The following is a 26,386-nucleotide window of genomic DNA, read 5'->3' on the forward strand; positions in this document are numbered from 1 at the left end:
CAAGACGGTTAACCATTTTATCCTGCAACTCGAATTATTTAGGGGATATGCCGGGAGGCATAAACCATAATCAGTATCACCAGATGCTATTTAATCACATAGGCCAGGTATTCTTTCACTACCTCATCGTTTAATTCCTGACCCAATCCGGGCTGTTCCGGCGCGATATAATAGCCATTTTCCGGCTGATAATCGTGGGTACAAAGTTCCCGAATAGATGCTTTCATCGCATTGGTATGATGCTCATGAATAATAAAGTTGGGAATTGCTGTTTCCATATGCAGCGCGGCTACCGTGGAAACAGGACCGCCGCAAACATGCACCTGTACAGTGGTGTCATAAATATTAGCATAGTCACAGATTTTCTTTCCTTCGGTAATTCCGCCGCAGAGACACAAATCAGGTTGCGCTACGGCAATAGACTGCTTCTCCAGTAATTCCCTGTATCCCCATCTTGTGTAGGAACGCTCGCCAGTGGCGATTGGAATCGTTGTTGAACGGGAAACTTTCTGCATATTATCAGAATTTAATGGATGGATCGGTTCTTCATAAAGAAAGATACGATACTTTTCTATCGCCTTCGCAAATTGAATAGCTGAGTTTGTACCGAGAAGAGAATGGATTTCTACGATAATATCAGCATCATCCCCCATTGCTTCACGCATAGCGGCAATTCGCGCTTCCCCCATTTTTAATTGATCGGCCAGTAACAATCCTGAATAGTTACGATTTCTATTCTGAAAAACACAGTCATCGCCATTACGATCGATTTCGAGTGGATCCACTTTAATCGCATCATATCCATCGTCAAGAGCCGCACGCGCCGCCTCAGCATATTCCTCAGGTGTCACTAATATCTGGCGTTTATCCCCCCAACCAAATTGTAACTGACTAGCATAGGTTCTTAATTTTTCATTAGTTTTCCCGCCAAGGAGCTGATAAACAGGTACACCTAAATATTTACCTTTGATATCCCAAAGAGCAATATCAATAGCGCTCATTCCGGCATAAAAAACGTTCCCGCCCCCCATCCCCCAAAAAGTCTTTCTGAAAAAGAACTCCCAAATTTTTTCGATATTTAGTGGATCTTCACCCACAATCAATGGCGCCAGATCTCTGATGATCCCTACGCCAGCTTTAGCGCCTGCGCCATAGGCCAGTCCTACTTCGCCAATACCACTTAATCCTGAGTCGGTATTCACCCGGATAAGTACTGGATTATAGGAGGACATCGTTTGATCTCTTTTTTTTAATTCACAGTCAAAAACTTCAATAGACGTAATTTTCATAATTTCTCCATTTATCAGGTTCGTGATACAACATTTGTTTGTTGGCTTTTTTCTTTTTTCACATCAATTTTCATTAACGCCAAAACGGCTACCGCAGCGAAGCAAAGTATTGCCTCTACAATAAATATTCCTGTCGCACCATAATGAGTAGAAACGAATCCCAGTGATTTATTAATCAGGAATCCGCCAAGACTTGAACATGAGTTAATAAACGCAATGCTGATAGCCAACCCTGACGGCGACAATAATGCAGAAGGCAGCGCCCAGTAAGGTCCGTAATAGCTGAGGATCCCAACACCATAGAACGTTAGCCCCAGCATTCTCAGCGACATTGAGGGGACAAGAGCAATCATCAGAAAACCACAGCCTGCCAGAAAAATGGGTAATGCAGCATGCCATTTTCGTTCATTCTTTTTATCGGAATGCCAGCCCCACCAGGGCATGCTGAACATAGCGAAAATAAACGGAATACTCATGATTAAGCCAACGTCAGTATCCGTAAAATCAGCTGAAAATCCCTTCACCAACCCCGGCAACCAGTAGTTTGCCGCCAGAGCAGCCGCCTGAATCAACATGTAGGCGAAAGAAAGCTGAAGCAAAACTGGATTTTTGATTACGGAAAGAAAGGATGAGTTGGTATTTTTATTTAATGCAGCTGCGGTTTCATTGTCAGTGCGTAATTTATTAACTAAGGCCGATATCTGCTGTGGCGTAAGCCATTTAGCCTTTTCTGGACTGTCAGGCAGTAAATAAAATGTCAGGATGCCAAGGAATACGGTAGGGATACCTTCAATAGCAAAAAGCCAGCGCCAGCCTTCATAATCCGGGGTATTCAAATGCTCGATGATCCAACCAGACATCGGCGCAGCCAATACCGATGCAACAGCAATAGATAACATGAAGAAACTATTGACTTTTCCGCGTTCACGAGCCGGGAACCAGCATGCAAGATAATAAACCATGCCCGGGAAAAAGCCAGCTTCAAATACCCCCAAAAAAATGCGAGCCAGCAAAATATGTTGAGTATCTTTAGCAAAAAAAATCAGCCCTGTTACCGCTCCCCAGCCGATAATAATGGAACTAATCCATTTTCTTGCACCAAGCTTTTGCAAGCCAATGCTACTCGGAATTTGAAAGATTAAATATGATATGAAGAATATAGAAGAAATATTAGCGAAATCCTCAGGCGTAATACCGAGAGATTCATTCATGCGTAATGCAGCAAACCCAATATTGACACGATCCATATAATTAAAAAAGTAAAGAATAAAGGCCAAAGGAATGATTTTCCTTTTTACAATACGAATTGCATCGTATAAATTTTCTTGTGGACTACTCATTTTGCATCACCTTTTATGATTCAATGAATAAGGGTATTGACCGGAATCGATGTTACGTAAAAAACAATACAATTCAAAAGCTAATGTGTCATATCTGATATATCAGCAAGCAAACTTAATGAAATATACAATAACAACAATAAAGTATGTAAATTTTCTTATATCTGATATATTAGATCCGTTAATTTTGAATAAATTAATTACAATGGAGCCGGGTTTAACCATGGAGGAGAAGAAAATGAAAAATAGATTAAAGCGTGACTTTAGTCACATATCAATTGAAATACCCAAATCCATCACCCAGGTGATTAAAGAGAAAATAAGGGAGATGATTATCCATGGCGATTTCGATCTTGGGCAAGCGATCAGTGAAAATGAACTATCAAATATTCTGATGGTAAGTAAAACACCAATTCGTGAAGCTTTTATTTGGCTGAGCTATAATGAAAACTTAGTCAACATCATTCCCCGCAGTGGGACATTTGTTTTTTCTGTCACCGACGAGGATATCAATGATCTCATCAAAATGAGGGTTATCCTTGAACAGGGCGCAATTCGTGAAGCGATGGAGAAAAATGCTAACAATGTCATAGTCGAATTAAGCAATATTTTATCGAAGTCAGCAAAAATTAATGCAGAGCGAGATACGCAAGCTTACCTCAAACTGGATCATGATTTTCATTATGTTTTTGTGAAATATGCCGATAATAAATACATTTCACAAGCACACCTGTTGATCTCAGCACGTTTATTGGCAATTCGCTACAGACTGGATTTTACCGCTGAATATATCACCAGCTCTAACCGTGGACATGCCACTATTTTGGATATGTTAAAAAACAACAACGTCGAGGGCGTCTGTAATTTTATCACGCACCACATCGGTAGCGGTTTTACAGAACGCGCAAGAAAACTTCTTGCGCTGAAAGCGTAATAAAGACGGCAGTAGATATAACGCAGCGACTTTGCACCTGCTATACTGCCCCGATAGATCAATAGCGGAATCTCATGTACTCATGAACACTGAAAAACCGTCGGTAGCTCACAACGTTGACCATAATGAAATCGCCAAATTCGAAGCCGTCGCGTCGCGCTGGTGGGATCTGGAGGGCGAATTCAAGCCATTGCATCGTATCAACCCCCTACGCCTTGGCTACATTACTGAGCGCTCAGGCGGCCTGTTTGGTAAAAAGGTGCTCGACGTCGGCTGCGGCGGCGGTATTCTGGCGGAGAGCATGGCGCGCGAAGGCGCAACCGTCACCGGGCTGGATATGGGCTTTGAGCCTTTGCAGGTCGCCAAACTGCATGCGCTGGAAAGCGGCATCGAGGTAGAGTACGTGCAGGAGACGGTTGAGGAACATGCGGCAAAACACGCCCAGCAATACGACGTCGTCACCTGTATGGAAATGCTGGAGCACGTTCCCGATCCGCAATCGGTCGTCCACGCCTGCGCCCAACTGGTTAAACCCGGCGGCGAGGTGTTCTTCTCAACGTTGAACCGCAATGGGAAATCCTGGCTGATGGCGGTCGTCGGCGCTGAGTATATTCTGCGCATGGTGCCAAAAGGCACGCACGACGTGAAGAAATTCATTAAGCCTGCTGAACTGTTAAGCTGGGTAGATGAAACCGTCCTGAAAGAGCAACATATCACCGGGCTGCACTACAACCCGATAACCAATACTTTCAAACTCGGTCCCGGAGTAGACGTTAACTACATGTTGCATACCCGCGCTAAAAAAGCCTGACATCAAAGAATTTTCCTATAAGGGTTGCGTTAGATCATCGGGCGCAACCTTTCTCTTCGATGAAGAAATCAGCATTCGATCAAATTTTGATTTTTTTTTATGAATTGTTGACATCCTCTCCAGGCCTTATCAGACGCGCATTTAGCGATTCTTACTCTTTTACAACCGCAATTTAACGCCAAAATCAACTCTTGTACTCAAAAGAATCCCTACTAGAATACTCACCATATAGCGTTTCACTTATCGATTACCCCCTATATATAGTATTTATCCACAGAGTTAGTCACAACGTGGCGTTGTGGATAAGCGGGGGGATATTTTTCTTTCACGGACAGGTAAACAGGTAGAAAACCACATGAATCAGAGTCTGCTGGTGACAAAGCGTGACGGCCGTACTGAGCGCATCAATCTCGACAAAATTCATCGCGTGCTTGATTGGGCGGCAGAAGGACTGAATAACGTATCGGTTTCTCAGGTCGAGCTACGCTCGCATATTCAGTTTTATGATGGGATTAAGACCTCCGATATCCATGAAACTATCATTAAGGCCGCCGCAGACCTGATCTCTCGCGATGCGCCGGATTATCAATACCTGGCTGCGCGTCTGGCGATTTTCCACCTGCGTAAGAAAGCCTTCGGCCAGTTTGAGCCGCCCGCACTTTACCACCATGTGGTAAAAATGGTTGAGCTTGGCAAATACGACAATCATCTGCTGGAAGACTACACGGAAGAAGAGTTCAAGCAGATGGATTCGTTTATCGTTCACGATCGCGATATGACCTTCTCCTACGCTGCCGTTAAGCAGCTGGAAGGGAAATATCTGGTGCAAAACCGCGTGACCGGTGAAATCTATGAAAGCGCGCAGTTCCTCTACATTCTGGTAGCGGCCTGCCTGTTCTCGAACTACCCGCGTGAAACGCGTCTTGACTATGTAAAACGTTTTTACGATGCGGTCTCTACGTTCAAAATCTCGCTGCCGACGCCCATCATGTCCGGCGTGCGTACCCCGACCCGTCAGTTCAGCTCCTGCGTACTGATCGAGTGTGGCGACAGTCTGGATTCCATCAACGCCACCTCCAGCGCGATTGTGAAATACGTTTCTCAGCGCGCCGGTATCGGCATCAACGCGGGACGCATTCGTGCGCTGGGTAGCCCGATTCGTGGCGGCGAAGCGTTCCACACCGGCTGTATTCCGTTCTACAAGCACTTCCAGACGGCGGTGAAATCCTGCTCGCAGGGCGGCGTGCGCGGCGGCGCGGCGACACTGTTCTACCCGATGTGGCACCTGGAAGTGGAAAGCCTGCTGGTACTGAAAAACAACCGTGGCGTGGAAGGTAACCGCGTACGTCACATGGACTACGGCGTACAGATCAACAAACTGATGTACACCCGCCTGCTGAAGGGCGGCGACATTACGCTGTTCAGTCCGTCCGATGTACCCGGGCTATACGATGCGTTCTTCGCCGACCAGGACGAATTCGAACGCCTGTACGTGAAATATGAAAACGACGACAGCATCCGCAAACAGCGTGTGAAAGCGGTCGAACTGTTCTCGCTGATGATGCAGGAACGCGCCTCTACCGGTCGTATCTATATCCAGAACGTTGACCACTGCAATACTCACAGTCCGTTCGATCCGGTTGTCGCCCCGGTACGCCAGTCTAACCTGTGTCTGGAGATTGCCCTGCCGACCAAACCGCTGAACGATGTCAACGATGAAAACGGCGAAATTGCGTTGTGTACGCTGTCTGCATTCAACCTGGGCGCCATTAAAACTCTGGACGAGCTGGAAGAACTGGCTATTCTGGCAGTACGCGCTTTGGATGCTCTGCTCGATTATCAGGATTACCCGATTCCGGCTGCCAAACGCGGCGCAATGGGCCGTCGTACGCTGGGCATTGGCGTGATTAACTTCGCCTACTGGCTGGCGAAAAACGGTAAGCGTTATTCCGACGGCAGCGCCAATAATCTGACGCATAAAACCTTCGAAGCCATTCAGTACTATCTGCTTAAAGCGTCCAACGAACTGGCGAAAGAGCAAGGCGCCTGCCCATGGTTCAACGAAACCACCTATGCAAAAGGCATTTTGCCGATCGACACCTACAAAAAAGATCTGGATGCGATCGTCAACGAACCGCTGCACTACGACTGGGAACAGCTGCGTGAGTCGATCAAAACCCACGGTCTGCGTAACTCCACGCTATCGGCGCTAATGCCGTCGGAAACGTCGTCCCAGATCTCCAACGCCACCAACGGCATTGAGCCGCCGCGCGGCTACGTCAGCATCAAGGCCTCGAAAGACGGTATTTTGCGTCAGGTCGTGCCGGATTATGAGCATCTGAAAGACGCTTACGAACTGTTGTGGGAGATGCCGAACAACGACGGTTATCTGCAACTGGTGGGTATCATGCAGAAGTTTATCGATCAGTCGATTTCCGCCAATACCAACTACGATCCGTCACGTTTCCCGTCAGGAAAAGTGCCGATGCAGCAACTGCTGAAAGATTTGCTCACCGCGTATAAGTTTGGCGTGAAAACTCTGTACTATCAAAATACCCGCGACGGCGCGGAAGATGCGCAGGACGATTTGGCGCCTTCTATTCAGGACGATGGCTGCGAAAGCGGCGCTTGTAAGATCTGATGAATAGTGCCGGGTAGCGCTATGCTTACCCGGCCTACGATTGTACGGTTTGTAGGCCGGATAAGGCGCTTGCGCCGCCATCCGGCGCTCATCCCATAAAGGATTCACTTCAATGGCATACACCACTTTTTCACAGACGAAAAACGATCAGCTCAAGGAACCCATGTTCTTTGGCCAGCCGGTCAACGTTGCACGCTATGACCAGCAGAAATATGACATCTTCGAAAAACTGATCGAAAAACAGCTCTCTTTCTTCTGGCGTCCGGAAGAGGTCGACGTCTCCCGCGATCGTATCGATTATCAGGCGTTGCCGGAGCACGAAAAACATATCTTCATCAGCAACCTCAAATACCAGACGCTGCTGGATTCCATTCAGGGACGTAGCCCGAACGTCGCCCTGCTGCCGCTCATTTCCATCCCGGAGCTGGAGACGTGGGTAGAGACCTGGGCGTTTTCTGAGACGATTCACTCACGATCCTATACCCACATTATTCGTAACATCGTCAACGATCCGGCGGTCGTGTTTGACGATATCGTGACCAATGAGCAAATTCAGAAGCGCGCCGAAGGTATCTCCGCCTACTACGACGAACTTATTGAGATGACCAGTTACTGGCACCTGCTCGGTGAAGGCACCCATACCGTTAATGGCAAAACGGTTGTCGTGAATCTGCGTGAGCTGAAGAAAAAACTGTATCTGTGCCTGATGAGCGTGAACGCGCTGGAAGCCATCCGCTTCTACGTCAGCTTCGCCTGCTCTTTCGCATTTGCCGAGCGTGAACTGATGGAAGGCAACGCCAAAATTATCCGTCTGATCGCCCGTGACGAAGCTCTGCATCTGACCGGCACGCAACATATGCTGAACCTGTTGCGTAGCGGCGTGGACGACCCGGAGATGGCGGAAATCGCCGAAGAGTGTAAACAGGAATGTTATGACCTGTTCGTGCAGGCGGCGCAGCAGGAAAAAGAATGGGCGGACTATCTGTTCCGCGACGGTTCGATGATCGGCCTGAATAAAGATATCCTGTGCCAATACGTTGAATATATTACTAATATTCGTATGCAGGCGGTGGGGCTGGATCTGCCGTTCCAGACCCGCTCCAACCCAATCCCGTGGATCAATACCTGGCTGGTGTCCGATAACGTTCAGGTCGCGCCACAGGAAGTGGAAGTTAGCTCTTATCTGGTCGGACAAATCGATTCGGAAGTCGATACCGACGATCTGAGTAATTTCCAGCTCTGATGGGACGCGTCACGCTGCGTATCACTGGCACACAGCTGCTGTGCCAGGATGAACACCCTTCTCTGCTGGCCGCGCTGGAATCGCATAACGTTGAGGTGGAGTATCAGTGCCGCGAAGGTTATTGCGGCTCCTGTCGTACCCGGCTGGTTGCCGGTCAGGTTGACTGGATTACGGAACCTTTAGCGTTTATCCAGCCGGGAGAGATTTTGCCCTGCTGCTGCAGGGCAAAAGGCGATATCGAAATCGAGATGTAACTCAGTGCAACTCGCTGGTGGAAACCAAAGGCATCACGCCACGTTTTTTCATCTGCACGGCATACAGTGCGCCAGCGAGTACCACCAGCACCGCGCCAGCGACATAAATCATACGATAGCCAACCGACTCAACCATCATTCCCATGATAAAGGCGCCAATCGCCATTCCGGCATCCATCGCGTTAAAGAACAGTGAATTCGCCACGCCGATTTTATGCGGTTCAACCGAGCTGATAATTTGCGTCTGGAAAACCGGCGTGACCGAACCGTAGCCGATACCGATGAGACCGCCGGAAATAATCATCATGATGCTGCCATTGGTGTAGCCCAGCGCCACCAGACCGATGGTAAAAGCCAACAGACATGGGAAAACAACGTATTTCGGCCCTTTTTTATCACAAATATTCCCGGTGAAGGTACGGCATATCATCAGGAAAATCGCGTAGCACAGCAGGAAATTACTGGCCGCCGCCATTAAATCCAGCTCACGCGCATACAGCGCCAGGAAAGCCGACACGCCGGCATAGGAGAAAGTCATAAAAAAGGTGACCAGCGCAAAAGGCAAGGCGGCGCGGTCAAACATCGCGGCAAAACCCAGATTCGGTTTCGAACCATCGGCATGACGAATTACCGGAGGGACCGTCACAATCAGGGAAAGTACAATCCCTAACGCCGCTACAGCGGAACAAAGCCAGAATGCGGCAGTGAACGCGTTCCAGCGGGCCATATTCAAACCGATCCACGGTCCTACGACCATCGCCAGGCCCATCGCTAAAGAGAAAAAGCTGATGCCCTCTCCACGTCGGGAGGCCGGAATTAACCGCGCTGAAATAGTTCCTTTTACCGTGGTAATAACACCAAACGTAATCCCATGAAGTACGCGGATAAAGAGCAGCGACTCGATAGAATGGCAAACCGGATACAGCGCAGTAATCACCAAAAAAGCCAGAGAAGAGAGCACCAGAATCTTTTTATTCGAATATTTTCCCACCCACTGCCCGGCAAACGGCCGAATAACAATTGCCGCGGCCAGGAAACATGTCACTAACAGCCCGGCCTTATCTGCAGAAGCATGCAGGCGGTCAGCGATATAAATGGGTAATAAAGTTAGCAGTACATAAAAAACAAAAAAGATAATAAAACTGACTATGGTGATTGCCCAAAAATCCTTCGTCCATAATTTTTCTTTCATTCTTAACGACCCGCTCAGATGGCGCACGCAGGCAACGCTCAGCTCAACTGAACACCTATCAGGTGCGTCAAAATGTGATGTATTCGATAGAATCACAGTATAAACAAGTGCACTCTATTAGAAAAATTAATCGTTTTAATTATATTGATTAGGTTTTACTAATGACACTAACCCAAATCCACGCCCTGCTTGCCGTACTGGAGTACGGCGGATTTACCGAAGCCAGCAAACGGCTATACATGACGCAATCCGCCGTCAGCCAGGCCATCTCCGCGCTTGAGGAGGAGCTCGGCGTTGACATATTGATTCGTGAGCGTCGTAAAGAGATTGAGCTTACCGCCGCCGGTAGCCGCATCGTCAGGCACTTACGCGCGATCCAGCGCGACGTCAACGCGGTAAAAGAGATTGCCGAACAAGAAAAAAAGAACCCGGCCCGTACGCTACGGATTGGCTGTTTTCCCAGCGCCTGCGCCTGCATTTTACCCGGCGTCATTCGCTATTTTGAAAGCCATCATCCAAATGTAAAAATTATCCCCTATGAAGAGAACAGTACGGCTATTATTGATTCGCTGCAGGACGGAAGTATTGATGCCGGTTTCGTTCCTTTTCCGGTCAACGGCATGTATTGCGTCCCCATTTACCGGGATAAATTCACCGTAGTGGTGCCTGAAAATCATCCCCTGGCGGCCAATAGTACAGTCACGGTCGAAGAACTGATGGACGAACCACTTATTGTCAGTAAAGGTCGTTATGAATTAAGCATTATGGCGTTGTTTAAAGAAAAGGGTATTGAGCCGATATTTAAATATGAATTTAACCATCCCGATACTGCGCTGAATTTTATTCGCCAGGGATTAGGTATCGCCTTATTGCCAGAATTAACCTTAAAAGCCACGACAGGAAAATTATGCTCCGTGGCGCTGGAACCCACCTTTTATCGACAAATTTCCCTGTTAGCAAAAGAACCGCCGGTAGAAGGAAGCCCGCTATTTTTATTACAAAAATGTATGGAAACACTGACCGATGAGGGTTTGCTATAAAACAACACCGCCTGATGACATTGCGTTTATCAGACTTACGCTGGCAAACGTTGCGCCAGGCCGGATGAGGCGTTTATGTCCTCATCCGGCGCTTCACTTCTACTATGGCATACCTTTAGTCATTTTTTTGCAGAAACATGACCGCCTTATCCGGGAAGTCGGTGAACAGCCCGTCGACGCCCGCCTTGTTATACAGGATGTCGTACAACTGATTGACGTCTGTGGCATAGTCCGGCAATTGATCGGCACGCACAGTGTAAGGATGCACTACCATCTTATTCTGATGCGCGTCCTGCACCATTCCAGTCAGCTTGATATTCCCTTTCGTTGAGCCTTCCGCAACCAGCATATGGTAATCCGGACCAATACCGTCCGCATATTCCGCCACCTGCTTCATAGCGCCCGGCTTAAACATCCAGTCGTAGTTGTAATTTACCCAACGACCGTCCGGCTGTTTCTGCTGTGTTTCATTCCAGTCGGTATACGCAATAAGTTGAACCAGATTGAGATCCATCCCCATTTTGGGTTCCAGTTCATTCTTAATACGTTTCAGCTCAGCGACATCAAAACACTGCAAATAGACATTGTCCTGCTTGCCGGTGTAACCATACTTCTTCAGCACTTCCAGCGTTTTCGCGGCAATATCTTTCCCTTCCTGATGATGGAACCACGGCGCTTTAATTTCCGGATAAATGCCGATATTTTTACCGGTAGAATGATTTAATCCCTGAACGAATTCAATTTCCTCTTCAAAGGTATGAATGCGGAAATCAGATTTTCCCATCGGGAAATGGCCCGGATAAGTTTGTACTTTTTTGCCGTTTTCAATATCAAACCCTTCGGTAAACTTCAGGGATTTAATTTCATCCAGCGTAAAATCGATAGCGTAATAGCGCCCATCTTTACGCGCCCGGTCCGGAAAACGGTCAGCGACGTCAGTCACCCGGTCAAGGTAGTGGTCATGGAGGACGACCAGATGGTCGTCCTTTGTCATCACTAAATCCTGTTCCAGATAATCTGCCCCTTGCGCATACGCCATCGCTTTCGCCGGTAGCGTATGCTCCGGCAGATAACCGCTGGCGCCACGGTGGGCGATAACGACTTTTTCAGCCGCCACGGCGCCGCTTCCGATGGTCATTCCTGCCAACATTAACGCCACGCTAAGGTTTTTCAGTGTGGTTTGCATGTTATTAGCCTCCGTTGCGTTTTAACTGCAGCTCATCATGATGGCGTTTTTCGCCAATCATCACGACCACCAGCAGGATTACCGCCAGAATGCTGCCGCCAATCATCACCATAAAGCCGCCATCCCAACCGAAGAAGTCAACGGTATAACCCACAATGGCGCTTGCAGCGACAGAACCGCCCAGATAACCAAACAGACCGGTAAAGCCCGCCGCCGTACCCGCCGCTTTTTTCGGCGCCAGTTCCAGCGCGTGCAGACCGATCAACATTACCGGGCCGTAGATCAGGAAGCCGATGATAATCATACAAGCCATATCAACGTTCGGGTTCCCTGCCGGGTTCATCCAGTAAACGATGGTCGCAATAGTGACCAGGGTCATAAAGAACACGCCGGTCGCGCCACGGTTGCCGCGGAAGACTTTATCCGACATCCAGCCACACAGTAGCGTGCCCGGAATACCCGCGTATTCATAGAGGAAATATGCCCAGGAGGATTTATCCAGTGCGAAATGCTTCACTTCTTTCAGGTAGGTCGGCGACCAGTCGAGGATACCGTAGCGCAGCAGGTAGACGAACACGTTGGCGATAGCGATGTACCACAACAGTTTGTTTGGCAGTACGTACTGCATGAAGATCTGCTTCGCAGTCAGCTCTTCTTCCGCTTTTTCGTTGTAGTCGTCCGGATAGTCGTTTTTATACTCTTCGATAGGCGGCAGACCGCAGGATTGCGGCGTATCGCGCATCATTGCGAAAGCGAACAGCGCCACCACAATCGCGCCAAAAGCTGGCATATAGAGCGCCGCTTTCCAGTCGTTAAACCACGCCATCCCCAGCAGGAACAGCAGTGGCGGGATCCCGCCGCCGACGTTATGCGCGCAGTTCCAGACCGACACAATGCCGCCGCGCTCTTTCTGCGACCACCAGTGAACCATCGTACGTCCGCACGGCGGCCACCCCATCCCCTGGAACCAGCCGCAAAGGAACAACAGCACAAACATCACGGCGATGCTGGATGTCGCCCACGGTACAAAGCCCATAAACAACATGACTGCTGCGGCCAGAATCAACCCTGCCGGCAGGAAAACGCGCGGATTCGAGCGATCGGACACCGAACCCATTATAAATTTCGAAAAACCATAAGCGATGGAAATCCCGGACAGCGCAAAACCCAGATCGCCGCGTGAAAAACCCTGTTCTACCAGGTAGGGCATCGCGAGGGCAAAGTTCTTGCGCACCAGATAATACGCGGCATAGCCAAAGAATATCCCCAGGAAAATCTGCCAGCGTAATCGGCGATAGGTCGGATCAATCTCCGCCGCTGGCAAGCGCGCTTTATGCGGCGCTGGTTTAAAAATACTCAACATATTGTAGCCTCCGTGGCCCATATTTTATTTAGAGGTAAACACCGCAGTTCGTTCAAACAACCCCGCTGCTCCCAGTGTGGCCGCGATGTTAAGTAAAGATACGTCACGTTAATGTGAATTACAGCACATATTGTTACAGATTTATGACTAATGTTCAGAAAGGCGCACGAAATCACGTTTCATTTTCGAATAGTGAGCGATTATGCGCGAAATCAAACATTCCATATGATTTGTATGGCTAAATGATAAAAAACGAACTGTGAGGAAAAACAATGAAAACTCGCGACTCGCAAGCAAGTGACGTGATTATCATTGGCGGTGGAGCAACAGGCGCAGGGATCGCCCGCGACTGCGCGCTGCGCGGTTTACGTGTCATTCTGGTGGAGCGGCATGATATAGCGACCGGCGCGACCGGGCGTAACCACGGGCTGCTGCACAGCGGCGCTCGTTATGCGGTTACCGACGTGGAATCCGCGCGCGAGTGCATTAGTGAAAACCAGATTTTAAAACGGATCGCCCGCCATTGCGTCGAACCGACGGATGGTCTGTTTATTACGTTGCCGGAAGATGATCTTGCGTTTCAGGCCACCTTTATTCGCGCCTGTGAAGCGGCGGGCATTCGCGCTGAAGCCATCGATCCGCAGCAGGCTCGCATCATCGAACCTTCCGTTAACCCTGCGCTCATCGGTGCGGTAAAAGTGCCGGATGGCACCGTGGACCCTTTCCGCCTTACCGCCGCCAATATGCTGGATGCCAGAGAACATGGCGCAATCGTGTTAACGGCGCATGAAGTGACCGGGCTCATTCGTGAAGGCGCAACGGTCTGCGGCGTCCATGTGCGCAACCATCTCACTGGCGAAACTCAGACGCTTCACGCGCCGGTGGTGGTCAATGCGGCAGGTATCTGGGGGCAACGGATCGCCGAATACGCCGACCTGAGTATTCGCATGTTCCCGGCGAAAGGCTCGCTGTTGATCATGGACCATCGGATCAACCAGCATGTCATTAACCGCTGCCGGAAACCATCGGATGCCGACATTCTGGTACCTGGCGATACGATTTCACTGATCGGCACCACCTCTACCCATATTGATTACAATGAGATAGACAGCAACCGCGTCACCGCAGATGAAGTCGATATCCTGCTGCGTGAAGGGGAAAAACTGGCCCCTGTCATGGCGAAGACGCGTATTCTGCGCGCGTATTCCGGCGTCCGCCCGCTGGTGGCCAGCGATGACGATCCCAGCGGTCGTAACGTCAGCCGCGGTATTGTGTTGTTCGACCACGCCGAACGCGACGGGCTTGATGGCTTCATTACCATTACCGGCGGGAAGCTAATGACTTACCGCCTGATGGCGGAATGGGCGACCGATGCCGTGTGCCGCAAGTTGGGCAATACTCGCCCCTGCATCACGGCGGATACGCCGTTGCCTGGCTCAAAAGAGTCTACAGAACATACGCTGAAACGCATTATCTCGCTTCCCGCGCCGCTACGCGGATCGGCGGTTTATCGGCATGGCGATCGCACGCCGGGGTGGCTGAGTGAAGGCCGCCAACACCGTAGCCTGGTCTGTGAATGCGAGGCCGTCACGGCGGGGGAAGTGCAGTATGCCGTCGAAAACTTAACCGTGAATAGCCTGCTGGATCTGCGCCGTCGCACCCGCGTAGGGATGGGCACTTGCCAGGGCGAACTGTGCGCCTGCCGCGCGGCCGGGCTATTGCAGCGTTTTAATGTAACGACCGCGGCGCAATCTATTACGCAACTCTCTGAATTTCTGAATGAGCGCTGGAAAGGCGTACAACCTGTCGCCTGGGGAGACGCGCTGCGCGAAAGCGAATTCACGCGCTGGGTTTATCAGGGATTATGCGGTCTGGAGAAGGAGCACCAGGATGAAATTTGATACGGTTATTATGGGCGGCGGTCTCGCCGGTTTGCTATGCGGACTGCAACTCCAGCAGCATGGATTACGCTGCGCCATCGTCACCCGCGGACAAAGCGCGCTGCATTTTTCCTCCGGCTCGCTGGATCTACTCAGCGCCCTGCCCGACGGCCAACCGGTGACCGACATTACCGCCGGGCTTGATGCGCTGCGCCGCCAGGCGCCTGAACATCCTTATTCGCGTTTAGGCGCGCAAAAAGTCCTTACGCTGGCGCAACAGGCGCAAACGCTACTTAACGCCAGCGGCGCGCAGTTATACGGCGACGTACAGCAGGCGCACCAGCGTGTCACGCCGCTTGGCACATTGCGTTCAACCTGGCTTAGCTCGCCGGAAGTACCGGTCTGGCCGTTATCCGCACAGCGAATTTGCGTCGTCGGCGTTAGCGGATTACTGGATTTCCAGGCGCACCTTGCGGCAGCGTCGCTGCGCCAACGCGACCTCAACGTGGAAACCGCAGAAATCGACCTTCCGGAACTGGACGTACTGCGTGATAACCCGACGGAATTTCGCGCGGTCAATATTGCGCGTCTGCTTGATAACGAAGAAAAATGGCCACTGCTGTACGACGCGCTGTCGCCAATAGCGACAAACTGCGACATGATCATCATGCCCGCCTGTTTCGGGCTGGCGAACGATACGCTGTGGCGCTGGCTTAACGAACGTCTGCCCTGCGCGCTCACGCTGCTGCCGACGCTGCCGCCATCGGTGCTCGGTATTCGTCTGCACAATCACCTCCAGCGCCAGTTTGTCCGTCAGGGCGGCATCTGGATGCCGGGCGATGAAGTGAAGAAAGTCACCTGCCGTCACGGTATCGTGAGCGAAATATGGACCCGCAACCATGCCGATATCCCACTGCGCCCGCGTTTTGCCGTACTTGCCAGCGGTAGCTTCTTTAGTAGCGGTCTGGTTGCCGAGCGCGAAGGGATCCGCGAACCTATTTTAGGGCTCGACGTACAGCAAACGGCCACCCGCGCCGAATGGTATCAACAACATTTCTTCGACCCACAGCCCTGGCAGCAGTTTGGCGTCGTGACGGATGACGCTTTCCGCCCCTCCCTTGCGGGCAACACGGTAGAAAATCTGTATGCAATAGGTTCTGTGCTGGCGGGATTCGATCCTATAGCTGAGGGATGCGGCGGCGGCGTCTGCGCAGTCAGCGCCCTCCAGGCCGCGCACCATATCGCTGAGCGTGCAGGAGAACAGCAATGAGCGACACACGTTTTGAAAGTTGTATTAAATGTACGGTGTGCACCACCGCGTGCCCGGTCAGCCGCGTTAATCCTGGTTACCCTGGCCCTAAACAGGCCGGACCGGATGGCGAACGCCTGCGTCTGAAAGACGGCGCACTGTATGATGAGGCGCTGAAATATTGCATTAACTGCAAACGGTGTGAGGTCGCCTGTCCGTCGGACGTGAAGATTGGCGATATCATCCAGCGCGCCCGCGCGAAATACGATACGACGCGCCCGTCATTGCGTAACTTTATTCTCAGCCATACCGATCTGATGGGCAGCGTTTCAACGCCGTTCGCGCCGGTGGTCAATACCGCCACCGCATTAAAGCCAGTGCGCCAGTTGCTTGATTACGCGCTCAAAATCGATCATCGCCGCACCTTACCAAAATACTCTTTCGGCACCTTCCGCCGCTGGTATCGTAGCGTGGCGGCGCAGCAGGCTAAATACAAAGATCAGGTCGCCTTTTTCCATGGCTGTTCTGTGAATTACAACCACCCGCAGCTCGGAAAAGATCTGATTAAGGTGCTGAACGCAATGGGTACCGGCGTACAGTTACTGAGTAAAGAGAAGTGTTGCGGCGTACCACTGATCGCTAACGGTTTTACGGATAAAGCTCGCAAGCAGGCTATCAGCAATGTGGAGTCGCTACGCGAGGCGATTGCCGTCAAAGGTATTCCGGTCATCGCCACGTCATCCACCTGTACGTTTGCGTTGCGCGATGAATATCCTGAAGTGCTGGATGTGGACAACGCCGGGCTGCGCGAACATATCGAGCTGGCCACCCGCTGGCTATGGCGCAAACTGGATGCCGGGAAAACGCTGCCTCTTAATCCTTTGCCGCTGAAAGTGGTCTACCATACGCCGTGTCATATGGAAAAAATGGGCTGGACGCTTTACACGCTTGAACTGTTGCGGCAAATTCCGGGGCTTGAATTGACGGTACTTGATTCACAGTGCTGCGGCATTGCCGGTACGTATGGATTTAAAAAGGAAAACTATCCGACATCACAGTCCATCGGCGCGCCGCTGTTCCGCCAGATTGAAGAGAGCGGCGCCGACATTGTCGTCACCGATTGTGAAACCTGTAAGTGGCAAATTGAGATGTCTACAAGCAAACGCTGCGAACACCCCATTACGCTACTGGCCCAGGCGCTCGGCTAAGTAAAAAGCGCCGGAGCCCCTCCGGCGCTATTACCCTACTCACCAGGGACGATTTTCCATCAGACATATACCCTTCATACTTCAAGTTGCTTATGTGTTGGCTACGGATTATTTTGGGTATAAACGCGGATGTCTCTTTGCAATAACCTGCCCTATTTGGTTAACCATGACCGCTAACCCACGGTGGCATGACAGATAACGACGTTACTGTTTATAGAGCAATATCTCTTGTATCGCCGCGTTACCAGCCTCCTTTAAAGAGGGGGATAACTGAATATCTCCAATAATAATTGAGTGTTATGTGAATAATAATAAAATCAGGTCTATGCCTGATTTAATATATCTCCCACTAACAATAATATTTTTACAAATAATTATACATGACATCATATTCGTTACTTTCACCTACCAGGAAACAGAGCAAAATGAATATATGTGTAAATTCACTTTACCGATTGAGCACACCGCAATTTCACAGTTTATATTCAGAAGATGTGAGCGATGAGGCGCTTGCGTTGTTGATTGGCGAAGTAGAGAACGGTAATCAGAATTGTATTGATCTGTTATGCAATCTTGCGTTACGCAACGATGACCTGGGACATAAAGTTGAGAAATTACTTTTTGATCTCTTTAGCGGAAAAAGATCGGGATCACCAGATATAGACAAAAAAATCAATCAGGCTTGCCTTGTATTACATCAAATCGCCAATAACGATATAACAAAAAATAACACTGAGTGGAAAAAGCTACATGCCCCTTCCAGATTACTTTATATGGCCGGTTCCGCGACAACCGACCTTTCTAAAAAAATAGGAATAGCACATAAAATTATGGGCGACCAGTTCGCTCAGACAGATCAAGAACAGGTAGGAGTTGAAAATCTTTGGTGTAGTGCGCGAATGTTGTCGTCAGATGAGCTGGCAGCTGCAACGCAAGGTCTGGTTCAAGAATCACCTTTTCTCTCGGTAAACTATCCTATTGGGCTGATTCATCCTACCACCAAAGAAAATATATTAAGCACTCAGCTACTTGAAAAGATGGCTCAATCAGGATTATCTGAAAATGAAGTCTTTCTGATAAATACAGGAGATCACTGGCTTATATGTTTATTTTATAAACTTGCAGAAAAAATAAAATGCCTTATATTTAATACTTATTATGATTTAAATTAAAATACTAAGCAAGAGATTATAGAAGCAGCCAAAATTGCAGGCATATCAGAAAGCGATGAGGTTAATTTTATTGAAATGAATTTACAGAACAATGTACCCAACGGCTGTGGTCTATTTTGTTACCATACAATTCAACTCTTATCGAATGCCGGACAAAACGATCCTGTTACCACACTACGAGAATTTGCGGAAAAATTCTTAACGCTTTCAGTAGAGGAACAAGCACTATTTAACACCCAAACCCGGCGGCAAATATATGAATACAGTCTCCAGTAATGGTGAGTACTTAGAGCCTATCCCATTAGGCTCTTATCCTGAAATGATGCTCTGCGAAGAATTTATAAGTATATAAGGGTGGGAAGGCCAGGCCTTCCCACTAAAAGTTCTATGCCGTCAATGATTCAACCACGTCTATCCAGCCATGCTCGCTGGTAATGTCCTCGCCATTAAGCCAACGGCGCAGCATATTTAGCGCCATCACCGCACAGACCTCCTGACGTATTGCCAGACTATACCGATAGGCGCTAAAACGCATGCGTAAGGCATACGTGCCATCCGGCATTTTTCTCAATAACTACGTTTTGCCGTGCTTACTGACTGAACAGATTTAAACATCGCCAACCTGCTGTCCAGCGCCTCGGTGTAGAGCATCGTATCTACCCCGACCGCGACAAAATTCGCGCCCCACGCCAGACATTTCTGCGCCATTGTCGGATCGACCGCCAAAAAACCCGCCGCTTTTCCGGCGGCGCGAATACGATAAATACACGCTTCAATGATCCGCTGCACTTCCGGGTGTCCGGCATTATCGGGGTAACCCAATGAAGCAGAGAGATCTGCCGGACCGATAAAGACGCCATCAATGCCTTCAACCTCCAGAATCGCGTCAAGGTTTTCCAGCGCCACTTTGCTTTCAACCTGCACCAACAGGCAGAGCGACTCATTGGCCTGTGCCATATAGTTGTCGATTCTTCCCCAGCGCGCCGCACGCGCCACGCTCGCGCCAACGCCTCGTTGCCCCAACGGCGGGTATCGGGTAGCGGAAACGACCTGGCGCGCCTGTTCTGCGGTGTCAACCATCGGGATCAGTAGCGTTTGCGCCCCGATGTCCAGTACCTGTTTAATGAGCGCTTTACTTCCCTCGATCGGGCGAATCACCGGCTGGCTGGCGTATGGGGCGATGGCCTGTAACTGATGATACAAGTCCTGCACCGTATTAGGCGCGTGCTCGCCATCTATTAACAACCAGTCATAACCCGACGTCGCCGCAATCTCCGCCATATAAGAGGTGGTTGAACTGAGCCACAAACCAATTTGCGTATCCCCTTTACGTAATCCTTCTTTAAAAGGATTTGATAACAATGCGTTCATAGCGATCCTTACAACGTAGATAAGATTAATGATGCGCAGCGCCAGATTGCGCCACCGGACGATTAACGCTCAGCGTGAAGATAATTAATGAGCCAATGATGGCGACTCCGGCCAGCGTCAGCAGGCCCGCCGCATCGCTGGCAAACAACGTTTCCGCTTTTACGCGCAGAATTGGGGCAATAAAACCGCCCACAGCGCCAAACAGATTAACGAAACCAATTCCTGCCGCCAGAGCCGTACCGGAAAGTAGCTGCGTTGGCATGGTCCAGAATACGGGCTGAACGGCAATAAATCCTACTGCTGCAACACAGAGCGCCAGAATAGCGAGCACCGGAGAAACCAGACCTGACAGGCCAATGCCAATGCCCGCAGCCAGTAGCGTCACTGCCGCAACGTTACGGCGATCGCCGGTACGGTCGGAGTAGCGAGGAATAAGCCATGTGCCAAGCAAAGCCGCCACCCAGGAAACCGCTGTTACCACCGAAGCGGTAAAGCCCACTTTAGTGCCCAATAGCGCGGCAACCTGGGTCGGCAGGAAAAAGATGAGTCCGTATACCGCCACCTGAATCGTCAGATAAATAATAGCCAGTTGCCAGACGCGTCCATTACGCAGCGCATCCGCAAGCCTTGACGTGACCTTTTTCTCTTCTTCGCTCGCCAGTTGCCTGATAAGCGCGTTCTTTTCTTCCAGGCTAAGAAAACGCGCCTGCTGCGGAGTGTCATCAAGCCAGAAAAAGGTGAATATCCCTGCGCCAATCGCCAGTAGGCCTTCGATAACGAACATCCAGAACCATCCCGGGTGCCCCATAAAACCATGCATCTCCAGCAGAGCGCCGGAGAGCGGCGAACCCAACGTTAACGCCAGCGGCGCGCCCATATAAAATAGCCCCATAATGCTGGCACGGTTACGCTGCGGGAACCATTGTGAAGTTAGATAGATCATGCCGGGGAAAAATCCAGCCTCCGCCGCGCCCAATAGCGTGCGGATTATCAGAAATTTTGCTTCACTATCCGCCCAGGCCATCGCAGCAGAGAGAAAGCCCCACAGCAGGGTAGTCGTGCCGATCCAGGTTCTTGCGCCAAATTTGCGCATCAGCAGGTTAGCCGGTACGCCAAGGAAAGCGTAAACCACAAAGAAAATACCGGCCCCTAGCGCGTAGGCTTCATTACTTAGCCCGGTATCTATCTGATAGGTCTCTTTGGCAAAACCAATATTTGAACGATCCAGAAACGCCAGTACATACAGCGCCAACATAAAAGGAATTAAACGTGCGCGGTTTTTCTTCACTACGCCGTCAAGTAAAGTGATGCTCATAGCAATATCCTCAACAGGATGAGGGCGTTGCCGTACAAAGGCAACGCACGAGTTATTAGTGGCTATAAGGGCGTTTCAAGTGACAGTCACGGTTAAGCTCGACGCCGAAGCCCGGCTTATCCAGCACTGATTTATGAATGCGTCCATTCACCGGCACCGGCTCATCCAGGAGAATCGGGTCAAATTGCGGACGCAGGGTGGAGCAGTCCGGGCTGGTCATCAGGAACTCGCTGAAAGGGGTATTAGTGAAAGTAATAACTGCATGGTGCGAATAGACAGACGAACCGTGCGGCACCACCAGTTGCCCGCGCGATTTGGCAAGCGCGGCGATCTCAACCAGCGTGGTTAATCCGCCGCACCAGCCAACATCCGGCTGCATAATATCAATGCCGGTTTCTGCCAGAGTGCGGAAGGATTGCAGCGTACCATGGTGTTCGCCGCTGGTAACCATCATCCCTGCAGGCGCGTTGCGTTTTAATTCGCGATAGCCTTCATACTGCTGCGGCGGCAGACACTCTTCAATCCATTTGAGATTAAATGGCGCACAGGCGTGAGCCAGTTTAGTCGCATAGTTCACATCCTGACTCATCCAGCAGTCGAGCATCAGCCAGAAATCCGGCCCGCACTTTTCACGCATATCCGCCACCATCGCGGCATCTTTACGGATCCCCGCATCACCATCGTGCGGTCCCCAGTGAGTCGGCATTTTACCGCCGATAAAGCCCATTTCTTTAGCCAGATCCGGGCGTGCGCCGGTGGCGTAAAACTGAATTTCATCGCGCACCGCTCCGCCCAGCAATTTATAAACCGGCAGCCCAACCACCTTGCCAAACAAATCCCACAACGCCAGATCCACACAGGAAATCGTGTTCATCACCAGACCGCCGGAACCGGAGTAGTACATGGTCGCGCCGAGCATCTGATCGTGAATAAGTTTGATATCGCTTACGCATTTGCCTTCAATAAACCGGTTAAGATGTTTTTCTACGATAAAACAGCCCATCTCCCCTGCTGTCGAAACGGCGAACCCCGTCTGCCCATTTTCCGCCTCTACTTCGACAATCAGCGTCCCTAACACGTTGATCCCAAAAGACTGACGAGACTGCTCATAGTCGCGATATTTGCTCATGGGAGTGGCGATATGGTCATCAATCCAGTGATTTCCTCCCTGGTCGTGATAATCCCCGCCGCCAGCCCCTTTCTCTGCGGTAGCGCCCCCAATAAACCAGGCTCGAACGTGTTTAATTTTAGGAAGAGTCATAATATTCTCCATTTTAAGATGCGAGTGAGTCGAAGGGACTTTTCCATCCCAACAGGCGTGAAATATCTTTGGCACAGGCAATAGCTTTACCGGCCAAATAATCAAGATTCTCTTCGTTGATTTGCAGGCGCGTGCCGACCACTGAAATTGCCGCGGTCAGTTCGTTTCTGGCATTAAATACCGGTGCGGCAACGCAGCGGACATCCGGATAATCCTCCCCGTTATCAAAGCTCCATCCTCGCTGGCGAATGCGTTCCAGCTCATCATTCAATTGTTGCGGCTCGGTGATGGTGGTCAGCGTGGCTCGCTCCCATACCAGTTGTTCAATAATGGCTTTGCGTACGGCGGCCGGCTGCCATGCCAGCAGGCATTTGCCGATGCCGGAACGATAAAGAGAGAGGCTTTTCCCCTCATGCGAGCGCACGCTGATAGTGGATGAGGATTCCACTTTCAGTATGTAATACGCATTTTCGTGGTCGATGATCCCCAAGTGACGCAGCAGCCCGGTTTCATCCATCAGTTGTGTTAGACGAGGACGCGCCAGCTCCCGCAGATCCATCTTGCTGAGCGCATGACCCGACAATTCAACGAGCTTAGTCCACAGGCAGTAGTTATCCTGATGATCGAGGCTAATAAATCGCTGACGTTTTAATTCATTCAACAGCAGGTACGCGGTGCTTTTTGGAATACGCAGCGTTTCAATAATGATTGCCGCGCTGCATGGGCCAATACGCGCGATCAAATTGAGGATGTCGATTGCGCGAGTAAGAGCCGGGACTTTACTTGATTCCAACATATTGGACTCCAGTCTGAGACACTGGAATCAGTGTGAAAGGTCAGTAGGGAAAAAATTGTGAAGCGCGTCAAAGCTTATCCGCCTTCCAACGGAGTGGAAGGGTTAACCATATAAATGTGAATTAACGCACGTATTACTTTGTATTCAGTACAATTGGCTGGACAAAAAAGCAGATGATATTGCCGGATAATGGCATAGCGGCCTTATCCGGCTCACGATGTCGTTCCCATCGCAGATAAGAGAAAGGGATTATGATGTCAATGATTCAACCACGTCTATCCAGCCATGCTCGCTGGTAATGTCCTCGCCATTAAGCCAGCGGCGCAGCATATTTAGCGCCATCATCGCGCAGACCTCCTGACGTATTGCCAGGCTATACCGATTGGCGCTAAAACGCACGCGTAAGGCATACGTGCCATCCGGCGTCGCCAGCGCGAAATTAAGATGTTCGTTTTCCAGCCCCGACACGGCCAGCGCCAGACCGGCATAATGATTGCTGCGCCGTTCTGTCGTCCAGTGCGCCGTTTGCGCCAGCGTCTCTTCCTGAGAAGGAACGACTTCGCTGGCAAGAACAGGCGCCCCGGCGCGGGAAAGCTGTAGCGCCAGTAAGCCGCTGGTGTATTGCTCGCTCAACGTCAGACTCAACTGCCTTTCCTGCAGGCGGCGGGCTATTTGCGCCGGCAGGTTTTCCGTACCTTCAAAAATCAGGTTCTGCCCGGCAACCCGTTTGACCTCTGGCCATAACGCCAGCATCGCCTCCCGTTGCGTAGCCGGGCCGGTCAATTTCAGTTCAATGATCGGCATTGATGAGCGATACCCCATCGTCACGCCGGGCGGCAACGGCAGTGAATCGAGACGCTGCGCGAGGTCACTTTCTGAACGTCCAAAAGTCGTTAACCGCAGGCAAAGCGGCGGCTCCGGCAGCGAAAAACGCGCGCGTAACCGCGGTAAGATTTCCTTCTCCACCATAACCTTAAATTCAGACGGTACGCCGGGGGTGAAAAACATCAGGCAGCGGTTGAGCTGTAGCGCAAATCCACAGGCAGTGCCGACCGGATTATTAATAAACTCCGCGCTGGCAGGCAGTTCCGCCTGTTTACGGTTGCTCGGCGCCATCACGCGGCCACGCTGCTGAAAGTAGCGTTCCATTTCGGTCAGCCACGCCTGGTGCAGTACTAATCCTTCGCCTTTTGCCGTTGCCGCGGCGAGCGCGCTTAAATCATCGCTGGTCGGCCCTAACCCGCCATTAACAATCAAAACATCAGCATGTTGACTGCGTTCACGCAAGATAGCGACCAGACTGTCCAGATTATCGCCTACCGTATTTCGCCGTGATAACGGAACGCCCTGATGAAAGAAAAAATCAGCCAGCCAGGCGGCATTGGTGTCAACGATTTGTCCGTGCAACACCTCATCCCCGGTGGATAGCATTTCCACATTTAGCATTGTGTTCTCCTGCTCTTATGATGAAAACACTATAACGCAAAGAGGAATAGGACGTGGAAAGAAGAATGACGGGAAAAGGAGGAATATGGCGCGACGATTGCCGCGCCGTTAGCATCAAAAGCTGGCGTTTACGCCAACATAAGGGCCGTCAGCAATCGCATTATCGCGGTTGCCGTCTTTACCCGCCAGGTTCAGGTAACGATAACCGGCTTCAATGCTCAGCGGGCGCATAATGGTGAAACGCGCGCCTGCATTCGCTTCTTCATAGCTGTCGATGCCGCTGGACAGCGAATCTGGTGAATAATAATACTCGCCGAACAGACGGAAGCTGTTGCCGATTTTCCATTGTAGCCCACCGCCGACAGCCGCCGCATAGCCTTCATCGCTGTCTTTCGGATTGGTATAAATACCTTTACCGCCGACCGTCGCCAGCAGAGGTCCCACCGGAATGTTCAGCCCCAGACCCACGCCCGCAGCGTCGCCATCATCATCGTTGTGCATCCAGTTGCCGCTTAGCGCCAGTCCCGTCGATTCCGTACCAAAACCCACGCCAATGTTGGTGTAATCTTCGCCCGCCTGGCCGCTAATACTGATGGCCTGCGCCGATGCAGAAACGAACAGCATTCCGGCAAAACCTAATAATATGCTTTTTTTCATTTTTACCCTTTCCAGCAAGCACATAAAGAAAAACTCCCCAAAACGGCAGAATTGTACTGCCAGACGCTGAGGAATCAATGCACTAAGAAACCATTCCAAAAACATATTGTAACGAAATACTACTTTCGCCATGCCGCATCATTGCGCCATCACATGGTGACGCCTGCATCAACAGGATTAACAAAAAACGCAGTCTGCGTTATCGCTTCCATTTTTCACAAAGAATTTCGCAGAATGATTTGTTAAGCTGATGACCTGGTGGTTTAAGGAAGCGACTTATGCGTCAACGAACTATAGTTTGCCCATTAATTCAAAATGATGGCTGTTATCTGCTGTGCAAAATGGCCGACAACCGCGGCGTCTTTCCCGGTCAGTGGGCGCTGTCGGGCGGCGGGGTCGAGCCAGGCGAACGCATTGAAGAGGCGCTGCGTCGGGAGATTCGGGAGGAACTCGGCGAACAACTGATTCTGAGCGATATTACGCCGTGGACCTTCCGCGACGATATCCGCATTAAAACCTACGCTGATGGCAGACAAGAAGAGATTTATATGATTTATCTCATCTTCGACTGTGTTTCCGCTAACCGCGATATATGTATTAACGACGAATTTCAGGACTACGCCTGGGTCAAGCCAGAAGAACTGGCGCTGTATGATTTGAATGTAGCGACACGCCACACATTAGCATTGAAAGGGTTATTATAATGACGACAGCCGCTTCAGGCTGTCTTTACGCTTT

At 50.5% G+C, this 26,386-nt stretch carries 22 protein-coding genes and 1 pseudogene; 11 read left to right on the top strand and 12 right to left on the bottom strand.

Annotated elements, in window-relative coordinates; translation table 11 throughout:
- Positions 1–86: 86 nt before the first annotated feature.
- Together N7E69_RS00735 and N7E69_RS00740 are read right to left on the bottom strand one after the other, a co-directional pair.
- Positions 87–1,289, bottom strand: a complete 1,203-nt coding sequence (locus N7E69_RS00735) for a mandelate racemase/muconate lactonizing enzyme family protein (RefSeq protein ID WP_000705587.1) — start codon at positions 1,287–1,289, stop codon at positions 87–89.
- A 14-nt stretch (positions 1,290–1,303) separates the two neighbouring features.
- On the bottom strand, positions 1,304–2,629 hold the full coding sequence (locus tag N7E69_RS00740; RefSeq protein ID WP_000098072.1) for an MFS transporter: 1,326 nt from the start codon (positions 2,627–2,629) through the stop codon (positions 1,304–1,306).
- A 49-nt stretch (positions 2,630–2,678) separates the two neighbouring features.
- Between N7E69_RS00740 and N7E69_RS00745 the strand changes: the two genes are divergently transcribed.
- From N7E69_RS00745 to yfaE, 5 genes are all read left to right on the top strand, one after another.
- Entirely contained in the window at positions 2,679–3,563 is an 885-nt protein-coding gene (locus N7E69_RS00745; protein WP_000944714.1) for a GntR family transcriptional regulator, read from the top strand.
- 82 nt (positions 3,564–3,645) lie between these two features.
- A complete protein-coding gene (gene ubiG / locus N7E69_RS00750) occupies positions 3,646–4,374 on the top strand; it encodes a bifunctional 2-polyprenyl-6-hydroxyphenol methylase/3-demethylubiquinol 3-O-methyltransferase UbiG (RefSeq protein WP_001091009.1) in 729 nt (242 codons plus the stop codon).
- 355 nt (positions 4,375–4,729) lie between these two features.
- On the top strand, positions 4,730–7,015 hold the full coding sequence (nrdA, locus tag N7E69_RS00755; RefSeq protein ID WP_001076494.1) for a class 1a ribonucleoside-diphosphate reductase subunit alpha: 2,286 nt from the start codon (positions 4,730–4,732) through the stop codon (positions 7,013–7,015).
- Positions 7,016–7,127: 112 nt separating this feature from the next.
- A complete protein-coding gene (gene nrdB, locus N7E69_RS00760) occupies positions 7,128–8,258 on the top strand; it encodes a class Ia ribonucleoside-diphosphate reductase subunit beta (RefSeq protein WP_000332026.1) in 1,131 nt (376 codons plus the stop codon).
- Complete coding sequence (gene yfaE, locus N7E69_RS00765; protein WP_000533921.1) at positions 8,258–8,512, top strand: ferredoxin-like diferric-tyrosyl radical cofactor maintenance protein YfaE; 255 nt, start codon at positions 8,258–8,260, stop codon at positions 8,510–8,512. Before nrdB ends, yfaE begins: the two co-directional genes overlap by 1 nt.
- Before the next feature lies 1 nt (position 8,513).
- Here the strand turns inward: yfaE and N7E69_RS00770 are convergent, their stop codons facing one another.
- Entirely contained in the window at positions 8,514–9,704 is a 1,191-nt protein-coding gene (locus N7E69_RS00770; RefSeq protein WP_000660247.1) for an MFS transporter, read from the bottom strand.
- Positions 9,705–9,865: 161 nt separating this feature from the next.
- Here N7E69_RS00770 and N7E69_RS00775 point away from each other — a divergent pair, with 161 nt between their 5' ends.
- Positions 9,866–10,744, top strand: coding sequence for a LysR family transcriptional regulator (locus N7E69_RS00775; protein WP_000176719.1), 879 nt, complete (start codon positions 9,866–9,868; stop codon positions 10,742–10,744).
- A gap of 115 nt (positions 10,745–10,859) precedes the next feature.
- On the opposite strand, the gene glpQ is transcribed toward N7E69_RS00775, so the two are convergent.
- Positions 10,860–11,930 carry a glycerophosphodiester phosphodiesterase gene (glpQ, locus tag N7E69_RS00780; protein WP_001195116.1) on the bottom strand — a complete coding sequence of 357 codons (1,071 nt, stop codon included), beginning with the start codon at positions 11,928–11,930 and terminating at the stop codon, positions 10,860–10,862.
- Between the two features lie 4 nt (positions 11,931–11,934).
- A complete protein-coding gene (gene glpT, locus N7E69_RS00785) occupies positions 11,935–13,293 on the bottom strand; it encodes a glycerol-3-phosphate transporter (RefSeq protein ID WP_000948739.1) in 1,359 nt (452 codons plus the stop codon).
- Between the two features lie 272 nt (positions 13,294–13,565).
- Between glpT and glpA the strand changes: the two genes are divergently transcribed.
- The 4 genes and pseudogenes from glpA (at position 13,566) to sseL (ending at position 19,078) form a co-directional block, all read left to right on the top strand.
- Positions 13,566–15,194: an anaerobic glycerol-3-phosphate dehydrogenase subunit A gene (gene glpA / locus N7E69_RS00790; protein WP_039506969.1), complete on the top strand. Its 1,629-nt coding sequence runs from the start codon at positions 13,566–13,568 to the stop codon at positions 15,192–15,194.
- On the top strand, positions 15,184–16,443 hold the full coding sequence (gene glpB, locus N7E69_RS00795; RefSeq protein ID WP_261743181.1) for a glycerol-3-phosphate dehydrogenase subunit GlpB: 1,260 nt from the start codon (positions 15,184–15,186) through the stop codon (positions 16,441–16,443). The genes glpA and glpB overlap by 11 nt, the downstream gene beginning before the upstream one ends.
- On the top strand, positions 16,440–17,630 hold the full coding sequence (gene glpC, locus N7E69_RS00800; protein WP_001285734.1) for an anaerobic glycerol-3-phosphate dehydrogenase subunit GlpC: 1,191 nt from the start codon (positions 16,440–16,442) through the stop codon (positions 17,628–17,630). The genes glpB and glpC overlap by 4 nt, the downstream gene beginning before the upstream one ends.
- A gap of 425 nt (positions 17,631–18,055) precedes the next feature.
- Positions 18,056–19,078 (top strand): annotated as a pseudogene (sseL, locus tag N7E69_RS00805) (SPI-2 type III secretion system effector deubiquitinase SseL).
- Positions 19,079–19,187: 109 nt separating this feature from the next.
- Here sseL and N7E69_RS00810 read toward each other — a convergent pair.
- The 7 genes from N7E69_RS00810 to N7E69_RS00840 all read right to left on the bottom strand — a co-directional run bounded on the left by N7E69_RS00810 (position 19,188) and on the right by N7E69_RS00840 (position 25,648).
- Complete coding sequence (locus N7E69_RS00810) at positions 19,188–19,364, bottom strand: hypothetical protein (RefSeq protein ID WP_001112763.1); 177 nt, start codon at positions 19,362–19,364, stop codon at positions 19,188–19,190.
- Between the two features lie 5 nt (positions 19,365–19,369).
- On the bottom strand, positions 19,370–20,173 hold the full coding sequence (yfaU, locus tag N7E69_RS00815) for a 2-keto-3-deoxy-L-rhamnonate aldolase (protein WP_000992942.1): 804 nt from the start codon (positions 20,171–20,173) through the stop codon (positions 19,370–19,372).
- 25 nt (positions 20,174–20,198) lie between these two features.
- Positions 20,199–21,488, bottom strand: coding sequence for an MFS transporter (locus N7E69_RS00820; protein WP_000028935.1), 1,290 nt, complete (start codon positions 21,486–21,488; stop codon positions 20,199–20,201).
- 55 nt (positions 21,489–21,543) lie between these two features.
- Positions 21,544–22,749 (bottom strand): L-rhamnonate dehydratase, encoded by a 1,206-nt coding sequence (gene rhmD / locus N7E69_RS00825; RefSeq protein ID WP_001530644.1) that lies wholly within the window; start codon positions 22,747–22,749, stop codon positions 21,544–21,546.
- A 13-nt stretch (positions 22,750–22,762) separates the two neighbouring features.
- A complete protein-coding gene (locus tag N7E69_RS00830) occupies positions 22,763–23,545 on the bottom strand; it encodes an IclR family transcriptional regulator (RefSeq protein WP_000894171.1) in 783 nt (260 codons plus the stop codon).
- A 249-nt stretch (positions 23,546–23,794) separates the two neighbouring features.
- Complete coding sequence (locus N7E69_RS00835; RefSeq protein WP_000935685.1) at positions 23,795–24,991, bottom strand: nicotinamide mononucleotide deamidase-related protein YfaY; 1,197 nt, start codon at positions 24,989–24,991, stop codon at positions 23,795–23,797.
- 114 nt (positions 24,992–25,105) lie between these two features.
- Positions 25,106–25,648, bottom strand: coding sequence for a YfaZ family protein (locus N7E69_RS00840; RefSeq protein ID WP_001670658.1), 543 nt, complete (start codon positions 25,646–25,648; stop codon positions 25,106–25,108).
- 278 nt (positions 25,649–25,926) lie between these two features.
- On the opposite strand from N7E69_RS00840, the gene nudI reads away from it, so the two are divergent.
- Positions 25,927–26,352 (top strand): nucleoside triphosphatase NudI, encoded by a 426-nt coding sequence (nudI, locus tag N7E69_RS00845; RefSeq protein WP_001249900.1) that lies wholly within the window; start codon positions 25,927–25,929, stop codon positions 26,350–26,352.
- Positions 26,353–26,386 lie beyond the last annotated feature (34 nt).

Source organism: Salmonella sp. 3C (assembly GCF_025426275.1).
GTDB classification, from domain to species: domain Bacteria; phylum Pseudomonadota; class Gammaproteobacteria; order Enterobacterales; family Enterobacteriaceae; genus Salmonella; species Salmonella enterica.